Below are 26,094 nucleotides of genomic sequence, written 5' to 3'. Positions count from 1 at the left end.
CGACTTCCGTGGCTGTGTCGCGCGGACTCCAAGAAATACTTAACTACGGTACGGGATCCGATCCGAAAAGAGTACTTAAGTTCCTGTAAGGATGTTGACGGTTGCCAAAGGTCAGCAGTGAGGACTACTCTTTGGGACCAATACATTTTGTCAATCGTCCCATAATCTTGAAGTGTTCATCACGGAGGACGTCATGGAAACTACCGGAGAAAAAATCCAAGTCACCGCCAACGTCGGTGACGAAAGAATTCAAAATGGAGTCGTTTACATCAAGTGGTTCGCGCCACCTGAAAAGATGTCTCAAGCTTTAAAAAAGCTCGCACTCTTTTGGGGAGTCGCCTTGGTCTCTGTTTTAATCCCCGTCTTTCACTTTGTAAGTGTGCCCTTATTCTTTGGCCTTGGAATTTTCTTCGCCCTCCGAAGCTACAAGAGTGAAGGAAAAGTTTTAAGTGGCGCGGTTCCATGCCCTCACTGTTTACACGAAGTCCAAGTGAAGCCGGCGGAGCTTCAGTGGCCGATTTCAGAGATCTGCCAGAATTGTGCTCGCGTAGTCAGAATGGAAAAATCTGTTGTGTAAGTACGCAAAAAACTTCTATGCTGACAAAGCATGAAACACGCTTTTGGCATTTTAGTTTATTTGTTACTCTTCACATCCCAAGCTTACTCTCAAGGAATGATGGAGGGACTTACTCCCCCCGGCCAACAACGAACTATTCTTTCGTATACAGGTTTGTTTTTTGATAAAGCGGAGTTCCCGCAAGAGCGTGCATCGACATCTTATCAATCGTTCGACTTTACCACGCCCGTTTATAAAACTGACTTGCAGTCGGTCTCTTTGAACTTAAGCGGCTCTCAATATCTCGTTGATCCCGCGCAAAATGAAATCTACGGCCTTTACGATATTAAATTTGGCTTAGGATATACGCGCGTGATTGATGATAAGCGCCTATGGTCCGTCAATGCACGCTACGGTTCCGCAAGTGACAGACCTTTTGAAAGCGCCGACGTCACCACTTTGGGAGTCACCGCATTTTATTCTTACCCCGATGATGAATCCAGTCGCTGGCTTTTGCTTGTCGACTATTCAAACAATCGCCCGATCTTAAATAACATTCCACTTCCGGGCTTTGCTTACTTCTACAATCCTTCAAAAGAGTTTCGGTCTGTCTTGGGAATTCCGTTTGCCACATTTAACTGGCAATTTGCTGAAAAGTACGGTTGGGATTTCTTTACCCTTGTTCCTTGGATCGTCAAAACTTCTGTATACTATAAAGTTACGGACTTTGCGAAACTCTATGCCGGAGTCGATTTTTCTCAAATCACTTACTATCTTTACGGCAGACAAAATAAAGAAGATCGTCTTTTCTACGATGACAAAAAACTTTTCGTAGGAATCAAATCCCCGATCACAAAACAAATCTTCGCCGACCTTGAAGCAGGACATTCTTTTGATCGCCGCTTCTTCATCGATGAAAACTATGTTCCAGATCCAGACAACGCGGTGTCGATTGGAAACGCCTACTACTTTAAGCTTTCTTTAAGATTTATTCTTTAGACAGAAAACCAGCCGTCACCCGGCTGGTTCGCAATTTCAGAGTGACTCGAGAAGATTTACCCGAAACGACCCGTAATGTAATTCTCGGTACGTTGATCTTTTGGATTCGTGAAGATCTGATCACTCGCCCCAAATTCAATCAAGTCCCCTAAGTACATAAACGCCGTATAATCAGAAACGCGCGCCGCTTGATGCAGACTGTGCGTAACAATCGCAATCGTCACGTCACGACGAAGCTCCCCGATAAGCTCTTCGATATGACGAGTGGAAATAGGGTCCAACGCCGACGTGGGCTCATCCAATAACAAGATTTCAGGCTCTGTCGCCAAAGCACGAGCGATGCAAAGACGCTGCTGCTGACCACCCGACAAAGCTGTCGCCGAAGAAGACAACCGATCCTTCACTTCATTCCAAAGACCGGCTTGTTGTAAAGAACGCTCAACACGTTCTTCAATAAAGCTCTTCTTTTTCACGCCACGAACTTTCAATCCGTAAGCAACGTTTTCATAAATGCTTTTTGGAAATGGATTTGGTTTTTGAAAAACCATCCCGATACGCATGCGCACTTCCATCGGGTCGATCTCTTTACCCAAAATATTTCTTTTATCCGGGTGCAGAAGGATCTCGCCTTGATAGTTCGCATTGGCATAAAGGTCGTGCATACGATTAAAGCAACGAAGCAAAGTCGTCTTACCGCAACCCGAAGGACCGATCAAAGCCGTCACACGGTTTTCGTAGATAGGTAAAGTGACTCCGTTAAGGACTTTTTTATCCCCGTAAGAGAAAAGCAAATTTTTAACTTCGGCGCGAAGCTGTAGTTCCATATCTATTACCATTTCATCTTTTTACGGAAACGAGAACGTAAATAAATCGCTCCGCCATTCATAATCAGGGTCATCACTAAAAGCACAACCCCTGTCGCCGCTGCATTCACGTGGAATTCCGGCTGAGGACGCGACAACCAGTTAAACATTTGAATCGGCATCACAGTAAACGGATCCATGAGCCACTTAAAGTTCACAAAAGGAAAATGCCCCTCAATCGGAGGCGTAGGCAAGAAAGCAATAAACGTCAAAGCACCAATCGTAATCAAAGGGGCTGTTTCACCGATGGCACGAGATAAAGAAATAATAACACCCGTTAAAATACCGCCAGAAGAATAAGGCAAGATATGGTAGCGAATGGTCTGCCACTTAGAAGCGCCCATCGCGTAACTTGCCTCACGAATGGTATTAGGAATCGCGCGAATCGCTTCACGTGTGGTCACGATAATGATGGGCAATACGAGAAGACCCAAAGTCAGGCCTGCCGTCAAAATACTCTGCCCTAACTTCAATTTATATACGAAAAGACCTAAGGCCATTAGACCATAAGTGATCGAAGGAATGCCCGCCAGATTGATGATATTCAGTTCAATGATTTGGGAAATCCAATTTTTCTTAGAGTACTCTTCAAGGTAAACTCCAGCCGCGACCCCTAATGGAATCGCGCAAAACGCCGTCGTCAACATGATACAGAAAGATCCTACCCACGCAGATAAAATCCCCGCGCGATCAGCGAAACGAGACGGAAAGTTCGTAAAGAAGTCATAGTTAATACGCGCTACACCCGTCATCGAAAGATCCACGATCAAAGTCAGAAGCGTAATAAGTGCGAACAATAAAGACATCAGCCCGCACAAAGCAAAAACAAAGTCCCACATCTGACGGCGTTTGATATTCGCCAAAATATCTTGTTGGACTTCCATTATTCCTTCTCCTGAAACTTCTTACGAAGATAAAGTCCGATAATATTAAAGCACAAAGTCAGAACCAAAAGACTTAAACCAGCAACATAAATAGACTGATAACCGATAGAGCCGTGAGGAAGATCTCCTAAGCTCACTTGCACGATGAATGCGGTGATCGTTGCCGCTGGTTCTGTCGGATTCATCGTTAGATTAGGTTGCATGCCGGCAGCAATTGCTACAACCATGGTTTCACCCAACGCCCGCGAGATACCTAAAATATAAGCAGAAGTAATTCCCGAAAAGGCTGCCGGAATCACCACGCGGAAAGCCGTTTGCATGCGTGAAGCACCCACGGCGAAAGAAGCCTCTCGCAAATGCCCGGGCACCGAGCGCATGGCATCTTCACTTAAAGAACTGACATAAGGAACAATCATCACCCCAATAACAAGTCCCGCACTAAGGACGTTAAATCCGCCTAAAGAAGGAATCAGTTTTTGCAAAAGAGGTGTTACAAAAAGCAAAGCAAAGTATCCGTAAACAACCGTTGGCACCGCCGCCAAAAGCTCCAGAATCGGTTTTAAAATCTCACGGAATGAAGGACGAACATATTCACTTAAAAATGCTGCCGCCACTGTTCCCAGTGGAATGGCTACTAACAAAGCAATGATCGTTGAAAGAAAGGTTCCGCAAAGCAAAGGCAAAATGCCATAACGAGGATTTTCAAAAAGCGGAGTCCACTGCGTGTCCGTTAAAAATTCAGCGATCGACACAGTTTTAAAAAATGGAAGACTTTCCGTAACCAGGATACCGACGATACCGATAGTTACCAAAACAGAAGACGCCGCCGCCAAAAACAAAACTGTTTCGATAGCGCGTTCTCTTAAACGACGCATCCGCCGTACCGGGTGGTCGGCGGATGTAAACTCATTTAGTTTTTTGAGTTGATTCTTATTCACAGACGTAAACTACAACGAACCTTCACGTTTCAGCAACTCTTCAATTTTAAGACCTACTTCAGAGTGCCCACCGAAAACTGTTCCCAGTTTGTTCTTTTTCACGTGTTCTTTGCCTAATTCGTAGGCTTTTGCCGGAAGTGGAACGTATTTTACTTCAGGAACGATGGAAGCTGCGTTGCTTAAATAGAAGTTCACGAAGTCTTTAACTTCCGTTTTCTTCATAGAAGCTTCATTCACATAAATGAAGATCGGGCGAGAAAGTGGGAAGTAAGTACCCGCCTCTACTGTTTGACGAGAGGGCGTCACCGCTTCTTTTTTAGGAGCTTTATCGCCGCCGATGATACCAACGACTTTAAGCTTAGCTTTATTCTCTTCATAATAAGCAAGAGGAACGTAACCCAAAGCGTGAAGGTCGTTTGAAACACCCGTTACAAGCGTGTTGTCATCTTCGCTGGCAGTGTAATCACCACGAGAAGACTTCGATTTACCGACGATAGCTTCCGTGAAGTAATCGAAGGTCCCAGAGTCAGAACCCGCTCCGTAAAGTTTCAAGTTTTCTTTAGGCCAAGCTGGGTTGATATCACTCCATTTTTGGATTTTACCTTGAGCTGCGGGCTCCCACATTTTTTTTAGGTCGGCCACAGAAATCGAGTTCAACCATTTGTTTTTTGGGTTCACAACCACAGCTGTTGCGTCATAAGCAACGGCTAGCTCTAGGAATTTGATTCCCGCTTTACGGCAAGCTTCAAGTTCAGAAGATTGAATCGGACGAGACGCATCTTGGATATCAATTTCGCCACGGCAGAATTTTTTGAAGCCGCCACCTGTACCGGAAATACCCACAGTAACGCGAACCTTCCCTTTTTGGGCCGTTTGGAATTCTTCAGCCATCGCCTCTGTGATTGGAAACACAGTGCTCGATCCATCGATTTTAATAACTGGAACTTGCGCGTGAGCTGCGGACGCACCGAGAACCACACACAATGATAGAATTGCATTCTTAATCATACACACTCCTGTATAAGATATTGGTCTAGCACTAGATTGCTGCCCTGTATTGTTAAGGTTTTATTTAGATTTAGCCGTTTCGCGTTACCTAATGCTAGAGTAAACTCCAATCAGTATGGATACAAAATCGCCTAAAGAACAAGCAAGTCTTCTGGAACAGATTCACAGAACGATGTCTGACAGCGTTTACATTTTCGACGTGAATGAAGAGAACCTAGTATGGATCAACGAGCGTGGCGTGGCTCGCTATGGGTACACTCTGGATGAAATTCGCAAGATGGGGCCAGAGTACTATTCCCGCACCATGCATCCTGAAGATCTCGACTCACTTCGCCAAAGCGTTAAAAAATCCAAAGACCTCAAAGACGGCGAAGTCCTCAACGTCGAATACCGCTTCAAAGACCATAGCGGCAACTATCACTGGCTGAGTGATCGCATCACCGTTTTTTCTCGGAACGACAAAGGTGAAGTCGCCACATTGCTCGGAGTCGCCACTGACGTCGACGCGCGAAAAGCTTACGAAGAAACACTTAAGAAGACGATTCAAAAACTGAACCTCTCTCTTTCCGCCGCCAATATGGGAACCTGGGAGTGGGATTTAGAAAAAAATGTGCTTCTTTGGGATTCGCAAATGTATCGCATTCACGGCATCCCCTACAATCCTGATCTGGCCCCTTTGGAAGAGGTGTGGAAGCGCTCTCACCGCACGGATATGGAAGTGGTCAACTTGCGCGTGCGCGAAGCCGCTGAAAAACATCAAGACTTTTATGTCACCTATCGCATCACTTGGGAAAACAAAGAAGTGCATCACATCCGCTGTTACGGAAAATTTATGACAGATGATGACTCTCGAATGTATGGTGTCGCTTGGGATTCGACAGAAGAAGTTTTGACCGAGCAACAGATCGCTGAGGCCAAGGCAAAGCTTATCTCTGCTACAAAAATGGCAGCGCTCGGTGAAATGTCCGGCGGTATCGCTCACGAGATCAATAATCCCCTGACCGTCATTCAGGCCCGCGCCTTTCAACTTACGCAAATGGTTGAAAGCAACAAATTAGAACCTGAAAAGATCAAACAAGCCGCAGAAAGCATCAGTCGTACAGCTGATAAAATCGCACGTATTATTAAATCACTGCGCTCTTTTGCGCGCGAAGGCTCACTAGATCCTTTTGAAATCGTCCCGGTTAAAAAGATCGTCGAAGAAACTTTAGAATTCTGCCGAACACGCTTTTACAATCACGGCGTTGAGGTGGAGGTTCCCGATGTGGACCCGGAACTCGAAATTGAATGTCGTATTATTCAAATCGAGCAGGTTCTTTTAAATCTTCTGAACAATTCTTTTGATGCCATTTCTCAGCTTGATGAAAAATGGATTCGCATCCAGATCAAAGAGACCGAAGACTCCGTGGAATTTCACGTGATTGATTCCGGAACCGGTATACCCGATGAAATTGCCGAACAAATCATGCTTCCCTTTTTCACCACCAAAGATGTCGGCAAAGGAACTGGCTTAGGGCTTTCAATTTCGGCAGGGATTATTAAGAATCACAAAGGTCATTTAAACTTCAATAAGGATGCGACAAACACGACCTTCGTGTTCACACTTCCTAAATTTCAAGACTGATTACTGGCAGCGAGAGCACACACCAAAGAAATCCAGGCGGTGGGAAACCTGTTTATAACCCATCGTCTCGACCATCTTAATATGCGGATCTAAATCACAGATATGAATAGGCTCCACGCGCTGGCACTGGCGACAGATGACATGGTGGTGGTGATGTCCTGATTCAAGAGCGAGCTCAAAGCGCGCCACACCATCACCGAACTCAAGACGAGACACGATGCCGGCCTCTTCAAATTTCTTCAGAATACGATAGATCGTCACAAGATCCATTCCGTCGGACTTATCATCGAATTTTTTAAAGATTTCGTCGGCAGAAATGGGATCTGGATGGGCTAAGAGAATTTTTAGCATTTGTGTACGCTGCTGGGTGAGCTTCATCCCAGCTTTACGAACTCTTTCGTTTAAAGAGTCGATATCGATATTTTTGCGTTCACTGCCACACTTAGACATGGGGGATAAATACACCACTTACCCCCGGAAATCCACTAGGATTCGCCCTTTCGCAGGGACTGTAAAGCATTTAGACAGTAATACGTGTAAGAAAGAGCTAATAGAACCGGCACAAAGAAGAATGCCAAAGGAATATATGAAAGGAGCCCTAATAAAAGCCCCAACCCATAAAGGTCCTTAGAGCTTTTTTGCTCAATCAGATGGCGCTCTTCCTTGCTCGCATAATCTTGAAGAACATCGTACAGAAATACTTTTTTATTCAGCCACGAGGCCAAAATCAGTGGCACGACAATCTGCAAGCCCGGCAAAAACCAAAGCGGCAAGGTCACTAAAAAAAGGATCACAAAAATCACGGTCGCCGATAAAGTATTCCAAATACTTCCTAAAAGTGAACCGCCCTTTTTCTTCTGCAATCCGCGAAAGTCGACCTCGCCCACCCACTTTAGAACTATGGGCATCACAAAAAGTGACGTCATTAAGACGGCAAACAGGAACACCATCGGAATAAATAACAGAATCAAAAATACGACACTGCACCAATAGGCAAAGTCCGTAAGTCCCGTTAATGTCGTCATCCAATTCACGGCGGTCAACGATGAAAAGAATCCCGTCAGCCCGGAAATCCAGCCCGCCCAAAAGCTGACGAAGAGGGCAAATAAAAATACAAACGACAATACCGGAGGCAGAAATATCAATAAAGCCATACGCGGTCTTGCCAACGCCCGAAGAGATTGCTGCAAAGAAGTCAAAATGCTGCTCATATTCAAATCTTTTCTCTTTATGCGAAGACATGCAAGTGATTCAATAAGGACACTATGTTGAAAACCATCCATCTTTTTCGTCATGGACAAACTGACTGGAATGCGATTCGTCGTATTCAAGGGCATACTGATATTCCTTTGAATTCAGAAGGCCAAAACCAAGCCCTCAGTTTACAATCCTATTTTCAAGAAAATTCAGTCGATTTATTTATGACAAGCGACCTTGTGCGCGCACATGAGACGGCTCGTATTGCCAATTCACTTTTAGCAAAGCCCTTGCATGTGTCACCCGCATTTCGTGAAGTGAACTTAGGAGAACTGGAAGGTCTGACTTTACAAGAAGCCCATGACAGATTTGGTATGGAGTCATGGCAAAAATGGGTCTCGGTAGATCCCGTCCATTCAGATTTCTGCTTTCCTAAAGCGGAGTCTGCAAGAAAGTCTGTTGAACGTTTCACTCAAGCTCTGAAAGATTTTTGCATGCGGCATGAGTTTAATAGCGCCGGCCTCTGCACACACGGGTTAGTTATGCGGCGGTTTCTGCACAGCCTTCGGCCGGAGCTTCAAGAGCTTTTACCCATCCCCAACTGTGTGGTTTACAAAGTGGAATGGGATTCTGAAAAAGATTTATTCTATTTCAATTCGTAGCGAGTCAGGTCCAAATACCCAAAGTTCGTGGGATCCGTCCGTCGGTAATGCGCTGTCAATTCATCGTAATGTGTCCAGAATCCTTGATTGGAGCGTCGAATTCCAAAAGTCGTCACAAGTTTTTGATAGTCTTTTTCAGACTTCATCTTTTGCACAGCGGTTACAAACGTAGAAAGATCCTGTTCTTTCACATCGAAAATCATATTGGGATAAGGCCCCCAATACCCTTCATAAATAGTCAGAGAATCTTCTTTCGGCGCCATTCTTAAAGACTCAGCTAAAATCCAAGAAACACTTTCGTGCTCTTTATTATGAATCAAGGAATAGACTTTCAGATCGCCCGAGTTCATAACGACTTTAAGATAAGCCACGTCGGGAAAAAATCGCGCAAAAGGTGTTTTTGCTTCCGCCTTCACTGCAGCGATTTTTCTTAACTCGGCTGGTAAACCCTCGACTCGAAATTGCGACTGCATGCTTTCAGGAACTTGCAGAGCTTTCCAGTTCACGGTATCAAAACTCCCCCGCGCTTTTTCGTTCAAGTGAAAGAAAAGAATTTTTTCGACCATTTGCTTTTTCGTGTTTCCTTCATCAGTGAAGCGAACTGACGTCGGCTCTGATGAACCTATCGTCGGAAAGACATAAGTCATTTTAACTTGAGTCAAAAGCCCCTTATACCATTCGCGACGGTATAGAAGGCGTTGCTCTGGCGGCAGGAACATCAGGAATAACTCTTCGGCCTCCATTCGAATCATGTCCATGTAGACGCGGGTCAAGAGCTGATGGCTGACGTTTCCAAAAACGTCGAAGTTCACAACCAAGTTATAAACCAAACGCTCAAACAAAGGATAATCCAAAACAAACACCGTTTTTGAAAGATCCCCGACAGCACCTTTTAAAACAACTGCATTATCGTCGTGACGAAACACTGTTAACACGGCGTTGGGGTTTACTCCGTCGCCATTCCAAATATCAGACAGGGCATAACCTTGGGGTTTTAGTTTCTTTAGTTCATCAGTCCGTGCTTTTCGATAGTTCTCTCGGTGATCAATAAGTTTCTTATAGAAGACAGGTGTCTCTTTAATATCCACGTCACTTCCAAAAACCCCCGGCAGCATCAAAAGACCTTCTACTTTTCCCACATACTCTTTTGAAAGAACCATATTGTCGGACTGAGGAGTCATGAAAAACACATAGAACTGCTCTTGAATCGAGTTCACCGCCATACTGCCGTTGCAGACCGGCCCCTTAATAAAAGTGCTTACATGGTATTGAGCGTCATCTAACAAAAACTGATAGCGGGCTTTCACTGGAATATCTTTAAATGCAATGAAGGGATTCTCTGCAACCCCCGGCTCATAGGTCGGCATCACGCGGACCTTCCAAGACTCTCCCCAGAATAGCTTCTTAATTCTCTCTAACTTTGCGGGACTTAAAGCATAGGGAATATGGGTTTTCATCACGATCGCGCCCGGAAATTTGGCAAAACAGTAATAGAATTTTTTAACTCCCGGATCGTCATTGGGCCTGCGAGTTGCAATCTCCTGAACACCTTCCTGGCAACTTGTTCGCGAGCGCACCAAGCGAAAGAACGTGTCTTTGCTTTCAGGGAAATGAAGATGCGCTAAGAATAAGTGCTCGTACAAATAACGACTGACTAATTTATGCGTTGGGTCCGTTTGATTCAGAAATTTCTGCCAAACTTGAATTTGTTTCTGTATTTCTACATGCACCCGAGCAAGTTCTTTCTGAGCTTCAGAGTTGGGTCCCGGCGCTCCCCCTTCAAGCCAGGTTTGGATCGTGTCTATTTCCATGGCACTTAAAGGTGGCAGACCATAAGGCATCCCTAAATAGGGAGCCTGCTTTTGCAATTTTTTAAAATCTTCTGTCGGTGAAGCACAGATCTGCGTCTGCGCCACCTGTTTTTCAATTTCGACGTTTTGCTTTTCCGCGCGTAAATTGAGAAAACTCAAAAACAGATTTCCCTCTGATTTTCGAGTGTTATTCAAATCAAAAAAGCCTTTTTCCTGCCACGCTTTAGCGCCGTGAGCATCAATCCAAAGGCGTGACGGGGCAACGCTTTTAATACGAGTCCCATCGTATACATTCAGCTTGCTGGCACCCCTCTGGAAGCCCTCAAAGTTCTGCAAATTCAACTGGCAGGGAGCATTAAAGCAGCTATGGCAGGCCACGCAGCGATTGTCGAAAATAGCTTGCACTTTGCGAGTATACAGGTCGAAATTTGGTTCATCTGCTTTTGAGACGCTTGTCATCACAACTGAAATAAAACAAAGCACAAGCATGTTAATAAATTGCATACAACCTTACTCCCCGTGTATTCTGCAACTATAAAGCTCTTTCTTGTTTAATGGAAAGAGTTTAATAGCTAGAAAAACGCGCAAATAAAAGAGGTCGACGATGGATAGAATTCCGTTTCAAACAGTGCAAAATTCAATTGATGATATCTGCGGCATCACGGAAGAAAGTGATCTTGAAAAAGCGTCGCAGCATCTTTTTGACGTGCAACCCGATCTTGCAGGTTTCTTTATGGAGTTCATCGAAGACATGAGCGAAGGCGCTCAAGACTTGGGCTTCATGATGGCGTTGATCTTGAATCGCTCTTTTGAAGATCAGTATAAAGATCTTCGCGCGATGACGGAAGACGAAGTGATCTCTCGCTTTGAAAAGAACGAAGCTGAGTTTGAAAAATACTTGGCTTTGAATGACGATATGATTGCGGATCTTCAAACAAAATCAGCGGCCGAAGGCCAACCCGAGATTTTGAACTACATCATTGAAGAGCTTTTCATGTCTCCAGAGCTGGAACCAAGTCTTGCCGCAAATGAACAAGTTCACTTGTTCATCATCTGCAAATTCTTTGTAGATTGCTTGCATGAGCTTGCTAACGAAAAAGCCCCTGAGTTAGTTCGTCACTAAATCACTTTTTTGACGGCGATCGGAGCAGGTCCTTGCAGGGCCTGCTTCAAAGCCTGGAATGCCGGCTTATGAAAAGGCTGTCCCAAAGTGATTTCAATGTACGCCACGGCCTGCGCTGGCGTTTTAGGATGGGGATTATTCACCGACTCCATCACCACATCTGCAAAGCAATCAGCTAGCGCCACCACTCTTGCAAATGGATTCATTTTAATATCCCTTAATCTTCGAGGATACCCTTGGCCGGGAGCATTTTCATGATGCTCTAAGACGATGGCTATAATGTCGTCTGAGATGGAAGGCATGCTTCTTAAGATTTCCACTCCACGGTAGACATGGGACTCATAAGCTGCCGTCTGGTCGCGGGTCATAGCATGCCTAGGAGTTTCCAGGATCTCATCCGGAAGCTCTTTCATGCCGACGTCGTGCAGAAGAGCCCCTAAGGCTAACTTTTCTAAATTCTGCGCGAGCGTCCATTTCATATTCTTCGCGATGATCACCGAAATCGCAGAGACCATCATCGCATGGCGAATCAACTCGTCGTTAAGATTCGACATCATATTAATAACGGCAGAAATATCTGGCTTATTGTCGACCAGAGTCTGAATAGAACGACTGACGATTTTTGAATGTTCTAGCGCCTGATGATCAAAGCCTAAATGCTCAATCTCTTTAAAAATAGAATCTGCAGCTTTTGAAAGAAAGATCGTCTTCTTTTCAAAGCTGATCTTATCACTTTCTAAGACGATCCCTGCGATGCTGAGATTTTGTCCCACGCATTTGTGATAATCGCTGCGACGAACATAAAGCCATTCTGCTTTTTCAGGAAAGTGCATTTGCTCGAAGTGAACCTTCGCGCCTTCCTTTAAAATCATCACATAGTTTGTTTCAGAGAGTTTAAGAAAAATATCCACCGGCACTTGCATGCCAGCTACGAACTCGTCCCTTGATACTGCAACGTAATCTTCCTGATTGATATTCGCATCCATAGGAAACTTATCGGCACTAGATGAAGCTTCCTAGAGGATTTGTCTCAATTTAGAACATTCTTTTTTACTCTAAAAAACGCTTTTTCCACTGATCGCGTTTAAGAGCTGTTAGGGCGTATTCTTGCTCAAAAAAGCTTTCATAGCTGCCATAACGAGAAGTGATTTCTCGCAATGCCGTATGCAAGAAATTCTCATTGGCTGACATCATATACTCGAAGCGCTCTTTGGCTTTCGCAGTTAAACGCGGCTCAATAGTCGTTAAGATTTTTAGCTTAAAGGGCAACAGAGTTTGTTCGGTAACGAGGTAATCTTGAACTACTGTTTCTTGCGGAACGCCTAAAGACAAAAGCAATAAGGCAGAACCGACACCCGTGCGATCTTTACCCACCGCACAGTGCTGCACGAGCGCTCCTTGATTTAAAGAGTCCACTTTATGAAAAAGTTTTTTATAAGCGGAATTCCCAAAGGGAAGTTGGCGATATAATGTCTCCATGAAATCAGAAGGCAAAGCTTCTAAGCTTTCAGAGCTAAAAAAATCACCGTGATCTGCATTCGTTGCGTGGCTTGCGGGATTTGCCGGACAGCATTCGTACTGCACGCCTTCCCACAAAATGTCTTTGTCCTTCGCCGATTCGTGTTGATCACGATAATCGATAATGTGTTCGATCGAAAAGGCTTTGAGGTATTCACAGTCTTGGGGCGTTAAGCGAGACAAAGAACCCGAGCGAAAAAAGAAACCCTTTTTGACTTTACGTCCATCCAAGGTTTCATATCCACCCATGTCTCTAAAATTAATTCCACCTTCAAGTCTCATGAATTCTCCTTAAAAGAAAATCATATCACGACAAGATGTGGGTGGGACTCACTATTCTAACTTTTCATAAACTCAATGAGCGGTGCGTAGTTTTCAGAGCGATCTGCAATCTGAAGCACTTGAATGTACTGCGCTCGCTTCTGTCCCCTCTGTCCAAGGTTCACTTGCCCCCACGTGGGTCTAGACAATCCAATGTGCTCCATCAAAAGATCCGCCGCCAGTCGAGAAAAACGTCCATTTCCATTCGGGAAAGGATGAATCCATACGAGGCGGTGATGAAAGCGCGCAACGATTTCTTCTGTTGAAAATGTGCTATGAGTAAGCCAGTACTTTACATCTCCCAGCAGCTGACCTAATTCGTTTTGGATATTTTCTGGAGAAACGCCGATATTTGTTTCGCGTCGACGGAAAGTCCCCGCCCACTCCCAGGTGTCTTGAAACATTCTTCGATGCAAAAGACAAAGACCCGAAGCGGAAAGCAGATCTTTTTTCAGAGTGCGACTGTTAAAAGCCCAAAGAAGAGCGCGGGCGATCCCGGCAGCTTCAAACTCATCCAGCTCTCGATGAGTTGTCAGTCCTGGAATCAATCCTTGCAAAGTTTCATCGTCGAGAGGTGTGGCCCCTGGAGGACTTTGAATTTTCACGCTTCGTTCTCCATATTCTGCGATCTTCTTTCAACAAAAGTTCTTGCGCGACACTTTCAAGCAAGTGCTGTTGCGCTTGTTTAGAAGTGTCTTGAGCCTCGAGACTCATGGTGTGCTCGGTGCTCTTGACAATTTCACGTGCGGCTTTCAAAGCTTGAGCCTCTAAGTTTTTTTGCAAGCCCTGACCTTTCGGGACAAAGAAATACACAAGCTCGCAATCAAGCGCTTCCGCCGCGTCGCTGAGAGTTTGCAGCGTCACTTTGCCAGCCACTTCGTCTTTTTCTATACGCTCGATACGTTGCTTGATTACACCTAAGCGTTCACCTAAATCCTGCATCGTCATTCCTAAAGCTTCGCGGATCTCCTTCACCCACCCGTACTTGGGAGCCGGTACGGAGAGCACGGCCGTGCTTTGTCGGAAAAAACGATCCAACTGATGTCGACGAAGTTTTGCTGTTTTTGCACCCACGCGGTCCTCGCTTCTATAGTCTACCTATATATAGACATATTATACATTATCGTCTACATATAGGTAGACCTTTAGATAAATATATCTACATATATATAGACGAAATGTGTGGGTTTGAGATGTAATTAGCTCTTACTGAGCACTTCTTTACGGTAATCACCGCAAAAACAAGTGTCAAACGAATATGTAAATTATGTGTAATTAAAATGAAAGGTCTAGGTCTGCGGCCCCGGCTGAGACCGCAAAAGGATGTTTGACGCTTATCGAACTTCAAGGCATCTGAAGGTTGCATAGGAGTTTCTTTCGGAAACATAGCGGCCCTTCAGGGTATCCACACGTAGGTCACGACCCGCTCCACTCGTTAATAAAAGTTGAAATTGTCCATTTGAATCCTCGAATCGGCAGTGGAAAGTTGTGTGCGTATCTTCGGCACAATCGGCTCTTGGGGCGCACATTGTGCTTTCGGCTGGACATTGTGTACAAGTGACTCCTCCTGCGAAGCTGATGCTGCCTGAGAGAATCGTTAAAAGAATAGCGAATGTTTTCATCTTATCTCCTTTGTTTTAGTTTATTTCCAAGTATTTAATTCTCGGTATCGAGGTTTTTTCTTATAGCCAAAATGATCTCATTGAAAAAGAAATGAAATGGAAATATTCATTTCGATTATGGAAATATTCGAACTTCGCTATTTTATTGCCGTCGCTCAAACCGAAAACGTCAACCGTGCGGCCGAAGCTATCAACGTTTCAGCTGGCTCTCTGAGTAAAGCTATCTCAAGACTTGAGGACGAGCTGCAAACGCCTCTATTCTTCAAAACTGGCAGAGGAATTAAGCTCACACCAGAAGGTCTTGTATTGAAGAAAAAAGCCGCGCAAATACTTCAATTGGAGGAAGATGCAAAGCTTGAGTTGCGTGGCAAAGAGTCCGGCAGTCTCAATGTTTTTATTTCTTCTGAAGAAATCCTACAAAGTTACTTCGGTATTGAGATCGTTCAAAAAATCTCGAAAATTTATCCCCAAGCAAAAATCCAGTTTTTAATCCGCTCTGACGAAAGCGCTATTGAGCAGGTCAAAAATGGCGAAGCCCATTTAGCTCTCATCACTTCAGAAAGTCCTATAGAGCTTTCTTCAAAACTCATCGCAAAAGTCGAGTTCAAAACGACGGCGTCGAAAGTGCATCCACTCTACAAAAAGTACGGATCTCAAAAAGCCATCCCCCCCGAAGAGCTGCTTCAGCACTCATTCGTTTCACCAGACTCTGCGGTTTTAGGAAAAATAACAAAATCGGATTCGATTGACGGCTGGAGAGACGACAAATTTCCAAGAAAAATTCGCTACAAGGTGTGCGGTCTTAAGCTGATGGAGAACTTAGTCGGCACGGGTGCGGCTCTTGCCTACTTGCCTGATTACTTTGTTAAAAGTGCTGATTTAGAAGTGCTGAAAGTGCCTGGTTATCCGTACTCTTGCCATCAAAATGTCCGACTAATCACTAAAGATCCGTCCGCACTAGGATGGCTGAACAAGCTATGGGATCAACTTTAGAAATGTATCTATACTGTTGTAAGAGAATGGTCTGCGTGACTGGATTTGAACCAGCGACCTCTTGCACCCCAAGCAAGTGCTCTACCAAGCTGAGCCACACGCAGACGATTGCTGTGTAAAACTTTACTAAAGGAAAAATCAGCGCACAAGTTTTCGCGCCGGTCGTCATTGGTTGCGCAAGCGAACTTAACAGAGCTCATTTTACTGCCACGGTGGCATTAAGCATTAGCGTCAAACATCTATATTCATAACTGTGGATACGGCACTGTTGTTTTGCCTCAGAAAATACCAATCTGCGGTTGGTGATAATCCGTCCTCGTGCCGGAAACTTCAGAAGTTTTTAAGCGATTTTCCTAGCATACTTCTCACGGACTCGAGTGCTGATAAAAGTACTAAGGCCTCTTCCCTCCAGTGCCAAGGCCTTCATGGCCTCCACATTTTCTTTTCCGGTCGACTGGTAGGAGTATTCATATACATCACCGCCCGCGAAAGTCACAAGGATCGAATCTTTTCTAATTTCATAGGCGATCACACCGGAGTTCCCACTTTGATTTTTATATCGAGGCATCAGCTACCTCTCATACCCACACTCATCACCCCATTTGGCGGTGACGGAGCATCGAGGATTCACGGCATATCCGCCCTCCCCTTTGCGATGAACTTTGCAAATGATATTCTTGGCTTTGATATTTACATGACTCATTCCACCCTCGGGCATAACACCTAACTCGGCCAAGGCATCGAAAAAATCTTTGGCGGCAATCAGCCCGACTTTCGCTGGTTTTGTGCAAGTGAAAGTAGGAAGTACATCCGGGTTCACGCCGCGAATTGTTTGCACACACTGAAGGTCTGGCAATGTCCAAGTCGCGACGTATCCTTCGTTTGTCTTCTTCGCGAAACTGGTGTTTTTCAGAAGATAGGCCATGGTCACGGCTTCATCCCCGGAAAATTCGCGAGTGACTTCGTCTCCGCAGTCGGCTTGTACAGACAAAGACAAAAAGAAAATCGAAAATGCGAAAACGCAAATCTTAGAGAACATAAAAACTCCCTTTTCTCAATCCAGAATGGGAATCTTTTCCAAGACCCGCAAGAACTCCTCGGGCTCACTAGCAAAAGTCATGTGGCGGAATCTGGAAAGTCATCCGGAAATTCAGACTCATTCAGCGCCAAATAAAATCTATACGAGATGAACACCCGATGCGGGGGCACGGTTGTCGCTTTACACCTTTCGTAAGAACTAAAGGAGTCCGTTATGAAAGAAAGAATTCTAAAATACGCCCCCTACTACGCGCTTTTCGCCCTTTCTATTTTTGTGAAAGGCGACGCTCAAGAAGGCTTACAAATTGCGATGATGATACTAGCTTTGGCGTATTTGCCGCCATGGGAGGAAACTAAACAGAAGTCCTTAAAAAATAAAATCGGCCACGTAACTCTGGTTTTATTATTTTCAGCTTCTTTGGTTCATTCACTGACAATGGTTCTATAAAGAAAAAGGTCTCTGCTTCCAGAGACCTTTTTTCGTTTTTACTTCTTAATTCCGAAGTGATTTAAAACAAAAGCGTATTCTTCCGCGTTTTCATAAAGATGGTCAAAGCGACCTGAACTTCCGAAGTGTCCCGCCCCCATATTCGTTTTAAAAATAATCAGATTATCGTCCGTCTTTTTATCGCGAAGTTTCGCAACCCACTTTGCTGGTTCCCAATAAGTCACACGCGGATCATTGAGGCCGCAAGTCACATACAAAGTCGGATAATTCTTTTCTTCGATATTGTCATACGGAGAATAAGACTTCATGTAGAAGTAGTACTCGCGATCCTCGGGATTGCCCCATTCCTTGTACTCGGTTTGAGTTAAAGGCAGATCTTTATCTAGCATTGTATTCACGACGTCCACGAAGGGAACGTGCGCCACGACAACGTCAAAAAGATCAGGACGCATGTTCATACAAGCACCCATTAACATTCCACCCGCGCTGCCGCCGGCAATCGCCAATTTCTGTGGATGAGAATAGCCCTTATACTTGAGGTATTCCGCACAAGAGATAAAGTCTTTAAAAGTGTTTGTTTTCTTCAAGAACTTAGCGTCTTCATACCATTGACGACCCATTTCTCCACCACCGCGGATATGAGCCATAGCAAAGACACAACCTCGATCTACCAAACGGAAGATGTCGCGTCTTTCTGGGAAGGAGTCGGGAATGATCGCGCCGTAAGAGCCGTATCCATAAAGATAAGTCGGGTTGGTTTTATTCTTCTTAAGACCTTTTTTGTAAGTAAGTACCATGGGAATTTGAGTTCCGTCATGACCTGTCACCCATACGCGCTCGCACACGTAATTTGTCGACTTATGACCTTTCACTTGTTTTGTCTTAAGGGTCTTTGTCGCCTTAGTACGCATATTGTATTCAAGAATTGTCGGCACCGTGATGGGGGACGAATAGTTCAAGCGTAAGTTTTCAGTCTTATATTCATAATTGTCAGGAGTGATGCTGACGTTGAAAGCCGCATCCTTAAACTTGATGGTATGATCTTTTTTCTTTTGCAGATCAAAAATTCTAACTTGAGGAAGACCGTTTTCACGCTCGCCAAGCACCAGGAAGTTTTTAAACAGATGAAACTCACCCACAAAAATTTCTGGCTTATGCGGAACAAAGTCTTTCCAATGATCTTTTTCTGTCGCCAAAAGACTGGTTGTCATAATCTTAAAATTTTGCGCCTCTAGATTCGTACGAATCCAGAATTTATCTCCTGCATGATCGACGTCGTATTCAAGACCTTCGATACGAGGCTGAATGCAACGAGCTGGCAGGCTTGGATTATGAGCATCCAAGTACCAAACTTCTGACGTGATCTTTCCGTAACTACCGATAAAGATAAAGTTGTGAGACGCGGACTTACTAAGACCCAAAAACTGCTTAGCGTCCTTTTCATGATAAACGAGTTCGTCCTGTTCAACCGGATTTCCCAGTTTGTGACGATACACTTGATAAGGACGAAGATTTTCATCCAAACGCACGTAGAAAACAGTTTCATTGTCTTCTGCAAAAGCCACGGCCCCATTGCAGTTTGGAATAGTGTCTTTAAGAAGTTTATTAGTGGTTAGATCTTTAAAATAAACCGTGTAGCGTTCCGAGCCGTCGAAGTCCGCACAGTAAGAAAGAAGATCATGCTCTGGACTCACTTTCACTGAAGTGACATCACAGTACTTCTTCCCTTTCGCCAGCACATTTTTATCCAGAAGGATCTGCTCTTTGCCACCGGCTTTCAACTTACGGCATTCATAAGAGTACTGTTTCCCTTTTTTATAACGAGTGTAGTAAAGATACTCGCCGTATGGTGCCGGAACAGAAGAATCATCCTCTTTGATTCGCGCTTTCATCTCTTTAAAAAGCTTATCTTTCAGTGAAGCCAAAGGTTTCATATGGGCCTCATAATAAGCATTTTCGGCGTTCAGATATTTCAACGTCTCGGGATTTTCTTTTTCGCGCAACCAGAAGAACGGATCCACACGAATATCTCCGTGCAGTTCAAGATTTTTTAACTTTTGAGGTGCCTTAGGAATGGAAATTTTATTTTTCATGTTGCTACTCTATACACAAGAAATTGGACACTCAATGAGAATCAAAAAACATCTCAGTGTAAATTACTATGCTCGATTAAAAAAACCAATGGGAGCCGGAGAAAAACTTCCTCTTCTTTTATAGAAGACAAATTGAATCCGCGCCTACTTCCGTGTAAACTAACTTTTGTGAGGACATTATTTTTTATTTTCTTACTCTGGAACGTCACGGCCTATGCTCAGGAAAAATCACTGACTTTGGGAATTCCGTATCATGTAAAAAGAGTGACCTCGATCATAGAGTATCAAAACTTCGTGCAAAAGGCTTTGAAGGACGCGGGCTTTGAGGCCCGCATTAAGGTCACTTCCGGTAAGGTCCCCTATGAAGAAATGCTTTCTGAAGAAATCGACGGCATTCTTTACGACGACCTTCATATTAAAAAAGAGCGCAAAAAAACCGTGAGCACTTCGTTTCCCTTAATAAACACGCGAAGCCGTTTCTTTTACCTAAAAGAAAATCCAAAATTCAAAGATAAGAATTTTTCGAGTAGCTACTTGGCGACTCTGAAAGGCTGTGTTTCTTCCGCCAATAAGATTATCGAAGAAGAAGCTCTTCGCCAAAAACTCAACTTTATAAACTCGAATAGCCCTCTGCAGAGCGTAACTGCGGTTTTAGAAGGTAAAGCAGATTACTTTATCGCGATTGAGGAAGTGGGAAAAAGCGCAGTGAACTCACACCCCGAGGCGAAAAACAAAATCGTTTTCAGCGAAAAGGTATTTAAAGAAGTCCCTCTTTATCTCACCTTCCACAAAAAACACGGCAAAGACATGCCAAAAATCGAAAGAGCCTTGGTCAAACATCTGCGCGGCGACCTTCGTCAGTATCCACAGATCTCCGACAACTTGAATAAAGATCCTTAAAAACAAAAGGCCTCTTACGAGGCCTCTTTCTATTTAAACATTTGTCTTACGCGGCGAATATCCATAATCAACTCTTCAACCGTCTCGTTGAAGTTTTCTAGCTTATGAATCACCTGGCTCATATCTTTTTCTTTGCGAACATGAGCTTTAAGTTCTTTCATCGCATTTCTTGCGCCCTCGATTGAAAAACGATCGCGGTGCAAAAGCTTACGGATCAACAACGCATTTTCGACATCTTTACGAGTGTACATACGTTGGTTGTTAGAGGCTTTTTTAGGGCGGAGGATCTCAAACTCTGTTTCCCAGTAACGAAGAACATACTGTTTGATACCCAAGATTTCAGCAACATCGCCGATTTTAAATCCCATTTTATCCGGGATGGCATTGATCTCTTCCAAAAGCTTGTCATCACAAAGCATTGCCGGAATCGAGATCGGAGCCGTCGCAGTCACCGGAGCAGCTGCGGACTCTTCAATGAAATCAACGTGGCTATCACCAAGAGACAACTCGGAACTATCCATTTCGAGTTGTTCTGGCTCACTATTCGTTGTCATCATAGTCGTCGTCATCATCATCGTCCTCATCTTTTAAGTGAGCGTACTCTTCACCGTTCAACATCGCTTTTAAAACTTGCGAAGGACGGAACGTAAGAACACGGCGAGCGGAAATCTTGATCTGCTCCCCTGTTTGAGGGTTGCGACCAATACGTTCGTTTTTGCCGCGAACAACGAAGTTACCAAAACCAGAGATTTTTACTTTGTCGCCGTTTTGTAAAACGTCTTTCAAAGTATCGAAGCAAAGCTCAACAAGCTCGGAAGCTTCTTTTTTCGAGAAACCGATCTTTTGATACACGTTCTCGACGATATCGGCCTTAGTCACCGTTGATTTACCTAAGTTCTGGCCAGCCATGATTTATACTCCATTTCCGCCTTCGCACTCCGTGCTTTGGCGGGATTAACCATTTCTATTACAAAGGGTAACAAGTAACTGAAAACAATCAAGAATTTATCTCACAGAAAGATCAAAATTCTTTTTCAAGCTCTCAAGCACCTTGTTTGTCGTCTCTGCGATTTGCGCTTCTTGCAGTGTGGCATTTTTATCTTGCAGCCAGAGGCGGATCGCGACGGATTTCTTACCCGCCTCCATCTTTTCGCCTTCGTACAAGTCAAAGACGTCCACATTCACTAGCAATGAACCCGCAGCCTTACGAATATCCTTAAGCACATCGCCGACTTTCAAAGTTTTCGGCATCACAAACGCAAAGTCGCGCTCGACCACCGGGAACTTTGAAATACTTTGGATGCGGTAAGGACGAGGTTGGCCTTTGTAAAGCAGATCTAAATCAAGCTCTGCCAAGGCCGCAGGTACACGGATCTTATTATCATCCAAAAGAACCGGATGAAGAGTTCCGATGAAACCCACCTTTTTACCTTCAACTAAAAGTTGAGCATATTGTCCTTGATGCAAGAAAGCTGGCACTTCTGCTTTGTTTGCTGGTGTCACCCACGTGTAAGCAGAAATATTCAAAGACTTCAGCAACACTTCAACGGCTGCTTTAAGTTCGAACACCACAGGATAATCCAAAGATTTATTCCAAAGATTGGAAGCACGTCCCCAAAGAGCTAAAGCCAAACGGCTTGTTTCGCCGTATCCACCGTCCTCTTTCATAAAGAACGAGTTTCCGATCTCAAACAAACGACCCTGCATATTGCCTGCGTGGAAGTTCGTATTCAGATTTTTGAATAGCCCGAAGCTCAAAGAAGTTCTCATCACATCCATTTCTTCATTCAATGGATTCATGATGCGGATTTCTTTTTCGGAAACAGACAAGCCTGCTGCTTTCAAAGTTTCCACAGAACCTAAGAAAGCTTTTTCAGCTTTAGAGCCCACGAACGCAAAGTTCACGGCCTGCTGGAAACCTTCGGCACGCATCAACTCGCTCGTCGTGCGATTCAGCATAAATGCTTTGTCGTGATGAGACGGCATGGTCTTAAACACCGGCAAAGACTCCGGGATGTGCTCATAACCATTCAACCGAGCGTACTCTTCAACCAAATCCATGTCTTGCTCAAGGTCAAAGCGGAATGTCGGAGGAAGAATTTTATAAGAACCCGTTCCTACCTGTTCAAGCTGGCACCCCAAACGCTTCATGAAATCCACAAATTTGTGTTCTTCCGCCTGGTAGCCCAATCGATCCGTCACCGTTTGTACAGAGATCGTCACCGGAGCTTTTTTCACTGGATTTGGATAGAAGTCATGGTGATCACCGAAAGCTTCACCACCCGCAACTTCTAAAATCAAAGCCGTCGCACGATTCAACCCACGAAGTGCACCATCTGGATCCACACCGCGAGAAAATCTGTAAGCTGAATCCGTATCAATACCATGTGTACGAGATGTTTTACGTGCACTCATCGGTAGGAAGTAAGCAGATTCCAAGAAAACTTCCGTCGTAGAATCCGTGACGCCCGAGTTCTTTCCACCAACCACACCGGCAAGACATGCGGGATGAGTCGTATCACGAATTGTGAGTTCCTCACCCGTCAAAGTAATTTCAGAGCCATCAAGAGTGATGAACTTTTCACCTTTTGTCGCGCGATCCACGATCACTTTTTTACCGGCAATGAAAGCGGCATCAAAAGCATGAAGAGGCTGACCTAATTCCATCATCACATAGTTTGTCACGTCGACGATGTTATTAATAGAGTTCATACCCACACTTTCAAGACGCTTTACCAACCACTCTGGGGATGGACCGACTTTCAAGCCTTTTAGGTAACGACCCGTATAGCGAGGACATAAATCAAAAGCCTTCACATCCAAAGAGATTTCACTCTTAGTCGATTGCGAATTTACTTTTGGTTCGGCCTTTGGAACTTTCAACTCTTTACCATACAGGCAAGCCACTTCACGCGCCAAACCGTAATGGCTTAAGCAGTCCGCTCTATTGGGAGTCACTTTTAATTCGAAAGTGATGTCGTCATAACCCGCGTATTCTGCGTAAGGTTTTCCGACCGGAGCATCTGCGGGAAGAATCGCGATACCTTCAGATTCTTTCGCTAAGCCGAGTTCTTTCAAAGAACAAAGCATTCCCGCCGAATCCACACCACGAACCGCCGACTTTTTAATCGCAAAGTTACCTGGCAATACAGCTCCCGGCAAAGCCACGATCACACGGTCACCTGCTTTGTGGTTTTGCGCTCCACACACGATCTGGTGAACCACACCCTCGCCTGTAGAAACGCGACACAAAGAAAGTTTATCCGCATTGGGATGTTTATCTTTTTCTAAGATGTGACCCACAACCACATGGTTAAAGTCTTTCGCGCGATTGGTGATTTCTTCCACCTCTAGACCGGCGCGAGTTAAAGCTTCACCCAACTCTTCCGGTTTTTGAAAGAACTCAGTCACATCAACATAATCTTGGAGCCATTTTAAACTGATCTTCATTTTACAAACTGCCTTAAGAAACGCACATCATTTTCAGGGAACAAACGAATGTCTTCGATGCCGTATTTAATAATCGCCATACGCTCAACACCGAAGCCGAACGCAAAACCTTGCCATTTTGGATATTCGATTTTCGCCGCTTGGAATACTTTCGGATTCACAAGACCGCAACCGCCGATTTCAATCCAGCCCGATTGTTTACAAAGACTGCAGCCCTTGCCCTTACAGATGGGGCATGAACAATCCACCTCTGCCGAAGGTTCGGTGAAAGGGAAGAAACTAGGACGGAATCTTGTTTTCAAACCAGGACCGAAGAACTCACGAACGAAGAAACTGATCGTGCCTTTAAGATCGGCCATTGAAACTTTCTCATCCACACACAAAGCTTCAATTTGATGGAAGTTTGGAAGATGTGAAATATCGCTGTCACAACGGAACACAGGGCCCGTACCAATCACACGCAATGGCAACTGTTCGGTTTCCAAAGAGTGGATTTGAATCGGAGATGTGTGCGTGCGAAGAACATGGCTTTTATCGATAAAGAAAGTATCTTGCATATCACGCGCAGGGTGATCGGCAGGAATATTCAAAGCCTCGAAGTTATAATAATCTTTTTCGATAAGTGGACCGGTGCGCACGCTGTAACCCAAACGCGCCATCACCGTAAAGATTTCTTCCACGACGATATTCACTGGGTGAGCCGAACCTTTTGCTTGCGAAGCCGCAGGCAAAGTCAGATCGATTTCTTCGGCCGCCATTTTTGCCGAAATCTCTTTTTTCTTCAGAGTGTCTTCCGCTTCCGTGTAAGCCGCCTCAAGAAGCTGCTTCACCTCGTTCACTTTTTTACCAAACAGAGGCTTTTCCTCTTTCGGCAAAGAGGCCATTTCTTTCATGATCTCTGTAAGTGAACCGCTTTTCCCCAGGTATTGAACCTTGAGGTCGTAGAGGTCTTTAGATGTTGGAGCAGCTTTAAAAGCCGCCAGGGCTGTATCTTTGATGGAATCAAGTTTGGTCGTGGACATAGGGTCTCATAATCACCTCAGAGGCCCGTATTTTCAAGCATTTAGCTTTTACACACAGCGCAGAAAATCCTTGAGGTTTCAGGGCTTTCACCCTATCTTCCCAGGACCCTTATGGCGCATAAAAATAAATCGAACTACAGTCCCTATAAAGCTCGTCAAGAAGCCCGCGGCAATTTCTCCCCTTCGAACATGGGTCGTCATAAGAAGCCTGAGCTGATTTATGAGCTCAATGAGGCCAACGACCGCCTGGCCGATGTCTTCCGCAATCACGGTTTCGATATGGTGAACCACGAGCAGCGCATGCAATTGGCACATTTTTACCGTCTTTTGATGTTAAATCAGGAAAAAGAGAATTTCACTCGCCTGCTGAAACTGCGCGACGTCGCTATTAAACATTTCATCGATAGCATCATCATCCTGAAATACACGAAACTCCAGTTTCCGCTTTTAGACGTAGGCACGGGCCCAGGCTTCCCGGGAATTCCATTAAAAATCATGCTTCCGGAAGAAAAGATTCTTTTAGGGGAAGGCGTTCAGCGCCGGGTGGAATTCTTAAAACACGTTCGCTCTGAAATGAAGCTGCAAAATCTGGATATCTTGGGCCGTAACATCAACCAACACTGCATGTATCCTGTGAATGGAGCAATTACTCGCGCGGTGGAAGATATCGGCAATACTTTGGGGAACGTGATCAGTTGCCTTCAAACGGGCGGTCGCGTTTATTTCATGAAAGGCCCTGGAGTTGATCCAGAAATCAAAGCCTTTAAAGAAACTGAGTGGTCTGAGTATTACAAACTTGTTGAAGACGTCGCCTACACTCTTCCCCAAACTCCGCATGAGCGTCGCTTGGTTGTTTACGAAAAGATCAAAAACAAGCCTCTGCCTGAAGAGGATGAAGGCGAAGAGCTTTTATTTGACGAACTTTCCGGAGACGAGAAAAGACGCTGGGCCAAATACACTTAACCCACGCCTCCCTCGCGGCAAGTAAGAAATTTTAAGAATTGACTCTCTTTCCCCATAGAAA

28 protein-coding genes and 1 tRNA gene are annotated in these 26,094 nt (G+C 44.7%); 9 read left to right on the top strand and 20 right to left on the bottom strand.

What is annotated here, in order from left to right:
- Positions 1-193 precede the first annotated feature (193 nt).
- Together ACLWBD_RS07345 and ACLWBD_RS07340 are read left to right on the top strand one after the other, a co-directional pair.
- Positions 194-577: a hypothetical protein gene (locus ACLWBD_RS07345; protein WP_413570336.1), complete on the top strand. Its 384-nt coding sequence runs from the start codon at positions 194-196 to the stop codon at positions 575-577.
- Positions 578-607: 30 nt separating this feature from the next.
- The gene (locus ACLWBD_RS07340; RefSeq protein WP_413570334.1) at positions 608-1,555 is read left to right on the top strand and encodes a hypothetical protein; all 948 of its coding nucleotides are present in this window, start codon (positions 608-610) and stop codon (positions 1,553-1,555) included.
- 56 nt (positions 1,556-1,611) lie between these two features.
- On the opposite strand, the gene pstB is transcribed toward ACLWBD_RS07340, so the two are convergent.
- From pstB to ACLWBD_RS07320, 4 genes are all read right to left on the bottom strand, one after another.
- A complete protein-coding gene (gene pstB, locus ACLWBD_RS07335; protein WP_063208451.1) occupies positions 1,612-2,379 on the bottom strand; it encodes a phosphate ABC transporter ATP-binding protein PstB in 768 nt (255 codons plus the stop codon).
- 5 nt (positions 2,380-2,384) lie between these two features.
- Positions 2,385-3,302, bottom strand: coding sequence for a phosphate ABC transporter permease PstA (gene pstA / locus ACLWBD_RS07330; RefSeq protein ID WP_063208053.1), 918 nt, complete (start codon positions 3,300-3,302; stop codon positions 2,385-2,387).
- Positions 3,302-4,177, bottom strand: coding sequence for a phosphate ABC transporter permease subunit PstC (pstC, locus tag ACLWBD_RS07325; RefSeq protein WP_413570332.1), 876 nt, complete (start codon positions 4,175-4,177; stop codon positions 3,302-3,304). Before pstC ends, pstA begins: the two co-directional genes overlap by 1 nt.
- 72 nt (positions 4,178-4,249) lie before the next feature.
- Positions 4,250-5,248 carry a PstS family phosphate ABC transporter substrate-binding protein gene (locus tag ACLWBD_RS07320; protein ID WP_063208059.1) on the bottom strand — a complete coding sequence of 333 codons (999 nt, stop codon included), beginning with the start codon at positions 5,246-5,248 and terminating at the stop codon, positions 4,250-4,252.
- 115 nt (positions 5,249-5,363) lie between these two features.
- Between ACLWBD_RS07320 and ACLWBD_RS07315 the strand changes: the two genes are divergently transcribed.
- Entirely contained in the window at positions 5,364-6,872 is a 1,509-nt protein-coding gene (locus tag ACLWBD_RS07315) for a PAS domain-containing protein (protein ID WP_413570330.1), read from the top strand.
- Here ACLWBD_RS07315 and ACLWBD_RS07310 read toward each other — a convergent pair whose 3' ends face one another.
- Complete coding sequence (locus ACLWBD_RS07310) at positions 6,873-7,322, bottom strand: Fur family transcriptional regulator (protein WP_063245236.1); 450 nt, start codon at positions 7,320-7,322, stop codon at positions 6,873-6,875.
- A 35-nt stretch (positions 7,323-7,357) separates the two neighbouring features.
- Complete coding sequence (locus ACLWBD_RS07305; RefSeq protein ID WP_413570327.1) at positions 7,358-8,083, bottom strand: EI24 domain-containing protein; 726 nt, start codon at positions 8,081-8,083, stop codon at positions 7,358-7,360.
- A gap of 54 nt (positions 8,084-8,137) precedes the next feature.
- Between ACLWBD_RS07305 and ACLWBD_RS07300 the strand changes: the two genes are divergently transcribed.
- Positions 8,138-8,731: a histidine phosphatase family protein gene (locus ACLWBD_RS07300; protein ID WP_413570326.1), complete on the top strand. Its 594-nt coding sequence runs from the start codon at positions 8,138-8,140 to the stop codon at positions 8,729-8,731.
- Here the strand turns inward: ACLWBD_RS07300 and ACLWBD_RS07295 are convergent.
- Positions 8,716-11,046 carry a fatty acid cis/trans isomerase gene (locus ACLWBD_RS07295; RefSeq protein ID WP_413570323.1) on the bottom strand — a complete coding sequence of 777 codons (2,331 nt, stop codon included), beginning with the start codon at positions 11,044-11,046 and terminating at the stop codon, positions 8,716-8,718. The two genes, ACLWBD_RS07300 and ACLWBD_RS07295, sit on opposite strands and share 16 nt — an antisense overlap.
- A 100-nt stretch (positions 11,047-11,146) precedes the next feature.
- Between ACLWBD_RS07295 and ACLWBD_RS07290 the strand changes: the two genes are divergently transcribed.
- Positions 11,147-11,665 (top strand): hypothetical protein, encoded by a 519-nt coding sequence (locus ACLWBD_RS07290; RefSeq protein WP_063245233.1) that lies wholly within the window; start codon positions 11,147-11,149, stop codon positions 11,663-11,665.
- On the opposite strand, the gene ACLWBD_RS07285 is transcribed toward ACLWBD_RS07290, so the two are convergent.
- The 5 genes from ACLWBD_RS07285 to ACLWBD_RS07265 all read right to left on the bottom strand — a co-directional run bounded on the left by ACLWBD_RS07285 (position 11,662) and on the right by ACLWBD_RS07265 (position 15,126).
- Entirely contained in the window at positions 11,662-12,651 is a 990-nt protein-coding gene (locus ACLWBD_RS07285; protein ID WP_063245232.1) for an HD-GYP domain-containing protein, read from the bottom strand. The genes ACLWBD_RS07290 and ACLWBD_RS07285 overlap by 4 nt on opposite strands.
- A gap of 64 nt (positions 12,652-12,715) precedes the next feature.
- Positions 12,716-13,465, bottom strand: a complete 750-nt coding sequence (locus tag ACLWBD_RS07280) for a tyrosine-protein phosphatase (RefSeq protein WP_413570320.1) — start codon at positions 13,463-13,465, stop codon at positions 12,716-12,718.
- A 56-nt stretch (positions 13,466-13,521) separates the two neighbouring features.
- Positions 13,522-14,109, bottom strand: a complete 588-nt coding sequence (locus tag ACLWBD_RS07275; RefSeq protein ID WP_413570318.1) for a mobile mystery protein B — start codon at positions 14,107-14,109, stop codon at positions 13,522-13,524.
- Positions 14,066-14,578, bottom strand: coding sequence for a mobile mystery protein A (locus ACLWBD_RS07270; protein ID WP_413570316.1), 513 nt, complete (start codon positions 14,576-14,578; stop codon positions 14,066-14,068). The genes ACLWBD_RS07275 and ACLWBD_RS07270 overlap by 44 nt, the downstream gene beginning before the upstream one ends.
- A gap of 260 nt (positions 14,579-14,838) precedes the next feature.
- Positions 14,839-15,126 carry a hypothetical protein gene (locus tag ACLWBD_RS07265; RefSeq protein ID WP_413570314.1) on the bottom strand — a complete coding sequence of 96 codons (288 nt, stop codon included), beginning with the start codon at positions 15,124-15,126 and terminating at the stop codon, positions 14,839-14,841.
- 96 nt (positions 15,127-15,222) lie between these two features.
- Between ACLWBD_RS07265 and ACLWBD_RS07260 the strand changes: the two genes are divergently transcribed.
- Positions 15,223-16,119, top strand: coding sequence for a LysR family transcriptional regulator (locus tag ACLWBD_RS07260; protein WP_413570312.1), 897 nt, complete (start codon positions 15,223-15,225; stop codon positions 16,117-16,119).
- Between the two features lie 27 nt (positions 16,120-16,146).
- On the opposite strand, the gene ACLWBD_RS07255 is transcribed toward ACLWBD_RS07260, so the two are convergent.
- From ACLWBD_RS07255 to ACLWBD_RS07245, 3 genes are all read right to left on the bottom strand, one after another.
- Positions 16,147-16,223 (bottom strand) — tRNA-Pro (locus ACLWBD_RS07255).
- A 236-nt stretch (positions 16,224-16,459) separates the two neighbouring features.
- Positions 16,460-16,687 carry a hypothetical protein gene (locus tag ACLWBD_RS07250; protein ID WP_413570310.1) on the bottom strand — a complete coding sequence of 76 codons (228 nt, stop codon included), beginning with the start codon at positions 16,685-16,687 and terminating at the stop codon, positions 16,460-16,462.
- Between the two features lie 3 nt (positions 16,688-16,690).
- A complete protein-coding gene (locus tag ACLWBD_RS07245) occupies positions 16,691-17,158 on the bottom strand; it encodes a hypothetical protein (RefSeq protein ID WP_413570308.1) in 468 nt (155 codons plus the stop codon).
- Between the two features lie 213 nt (positions 17,159-17,371).
- Between ACLWBD_RS07245 and ACLWBD_RS07240 the strand changes: the two genes are divergently transcribed.
- Complete coding sequence (locus tag ACLWBD_RS07240) at positions 17,372-17,605, top strand: hypothetical protein (protein WP_413570307.1); 234 nt, start codon at positions 17,372-17,374, stop codon at positions 17,603-17,605.
- A gap of 38 nt (positions 17,606-17,643) precedes the next feature.
- Here the strand turns inward: ACLWBD_RS07240 and ACLWBD_RS07235 are convergent, their stop codons facing one another.
- Positions 17,644-19,698, bottom strand: a complete 2,055-nt coding sequence (locus tag ACLWBD_RS07235) for a S9 family peptidase (RefSeq protein WP_413570305.1) — start codon at positions 19,696-19,698, stop codon at positions 17,644-17,646.
- A 168-nt stretch (positions 19,699-19,866) separates the two neighbouring features.
- Here ACLWBD_RS07235 and ACLWBD_RS07230 point away from each other — a divergent pair, with 168 nt between their 5' ends.
- Complete coding sequence (locus ACLWBD_RS07230; protein WP_413570304.1) at positions 19,867-20,598, top strand: substrate-binding periplasmic protein; 732 nt, start codon at positions 19,867-19,869, stop codon at positions 20,596-20,598.
- A 29-nt stretch (positions 20,599-20,627) separates the two neighbouring features.
- Here ACLWBD_RS07230 and ACLWBD_RS07225 read toward each other — a convergent pair whose 3' ends face one another.
- The 4 genes from ACLWBD_RS07225 to pheS all read right to left on the bottom strand — a co-directional run bounded on the left by ACLWBD_RS07225 (position 20,628) and on the right by pheS (position 25,070).
- Entirely contained in the window at positions 20,628-21,182 is a 555-nt protein-coding gene (locus ACLWBD_RS07225) for a MerR family transcriptional regulator (RefSeq protein WP_253696814.1), read from the bottom strand.
- Positions 21,139-21,477 (bottom strand): integration host factor subunit alpha, encoded by a 339-nt coding sequence (locus tag ACLWBD_RS07220; protein ID WP_063208455.1) that lies wholly within the window; start codon positions 21,475-21,477, stop codon positions 21,139-21,141. The genes ACLWBD_RS07225 and ACLWBD_RS07220 overlap by 44 nt, the downstream gene beginning before the upstream one ends.
- A gap of 126 nt (positions 21,478-21,603) precedes the next feature.
- The gene (pheT, locus tag ACLWBD_RS07215; RefSeq protein ID WP_413570301.1) at positions 21,604-24,048 is read right to left on the bottom strand and encodes a phenylalanine--tRNA ligase subunit beta; all 2,445 of its coding nucleotides are present in this window, start codon (positions 24,046-24,048) and stop codon (positions 21,604-21,606) included.
- On the bottom strand, positions 24,045-25,070 hold the full coding sequence (gene pheS, locus ACLWBD_RS07210) for a phenylalanine--tRNA ligase subunit alpha (RefSeq protein ID WP_063208111.1): 1,026 nt from the start codon (positions 25,068-25,070) through the stop codon (positions 24,045-24,047). The genes pheT and pheS overlap by 4 nt, the downstream gene beginning before the upstream one ends.
- A 111-nt stretch (positions 25,071-25,181) precedes the next feature.
- Between pheS and rsmG the strand changes: the two genes are divergently transcribed.
- Positions 25,182-26,033, top strand: coding sequence for a 16S rRNA (guanine(527)-N(7))-methyltransferase RsmG (rsmG, locus tag ACLWBD_RS07205; RefSeq protein ID WP_413570299.1), 852 nt, complete (start codon positions 25,182-25,184; stop codon positions 26,031-26,033).
- Positions 26,034-26,094 lie beyond the last annotated feature (61 nt).

It is taken from the genome of Bdellovibrio sp. HCB117 (genome assembly GCF_047305915.1).
Lineage (GTDB): Bacteria > Bdellovibrionota > Bdellovibrionia > Bdellovibrionales > Bdellovibrionaceae > Bdellovibrio > Bdellovibrio bacteriovorus_B.
The sequence above is the reverse complement of the archived record's forward strand: the minus strand, read 5'-3'. Positions and strand labels throughout refer to the sequence as shown.